Genomic DNA, 578 nt, shown 5'->3' with positions numbered 1-578 from the left:
GCCGTGGACGGTCCGGGCGGCGCGGTCCGTGCGGGAGCGGCGGTTGCGGTCGCGCTCGCGGCGTCCGCGGCGACGCTGCGGCACGCCGTCCGGCGGCTCGGCGGGGTCACCGGGGACGTGCTGGGCGCGCTGGTCGAGGTCGCCACGGCGGCGGCCCTGCTGACACAGGCCGTCCGATGAGGGCAATGCTTGATCCAAAAGGGCGAAACCGGTCACCTGGAGGACTAACATCGGAGGACGTGACGACCATCAGTCTTGACAGCGCAGTCCTGACCGCCCTCGACGCCGACGCGATCGTCGTCGGCGTCCACCCGGCCGAGGACGGCGTCCGTCCGGCCGGCGCCGACGACCTCGACGCGGCCCTCTCCGGCCGACTGGCCGACTCCCTGACGGCGCTGGGCGCCACCGGCAAGCCCGGTGAGGTCGTCAAGCTGCCGACCCTGGGCTCCGTGCCCGCCGCCCTCATCGTCGCCGTCGGGCTCGGCGAGGCCGACGCCCTCGACGCCGAGGGCCTGCGCCGCGCCGCCGGCGCCGCGCTCCGCGCCCTCGCGGGCAAGACCCGGGTCGCGGTGGCGCTG

The 578-nt window shown here is 76.5% G+C and carries 2 protein-coding genes; both read left to right on the top strand.

Annotation, left to right across the window (positions count from 1 at the left end; all coding sequences use genetic code 11):
- Positions 1-180 (top strand): adenosylcobinamide-GDP ribazoletransferase (locus tag DZF91_RS42205; RefSeq protein ID WP_235834483.1); only part of this gene is annotated, 180 nt, incomplete at its 5' end.
- Positions 181-239: 59 nt separating this feature from the next.
- Positions 240-578: M17 family peptidase N-terminal domain-containing protein (locus DZF91_RS22740; protein WP_328589195.1), on the top strand; the 339-nt coding region annotated here is incomplete at its 3' end.

The organism is Actinomadura logoneensis, from assembly GCF_003428695.1.
GTDB lineage: Bacteria > Actinomycetota > Actinomycetes > Streptosporangiales > Streptosporangiaceae > Spirillospora > Spirillospora logoneensis.
This window is presented reverse-complemented; position numbering and strand designations above follow the sequence as displayed.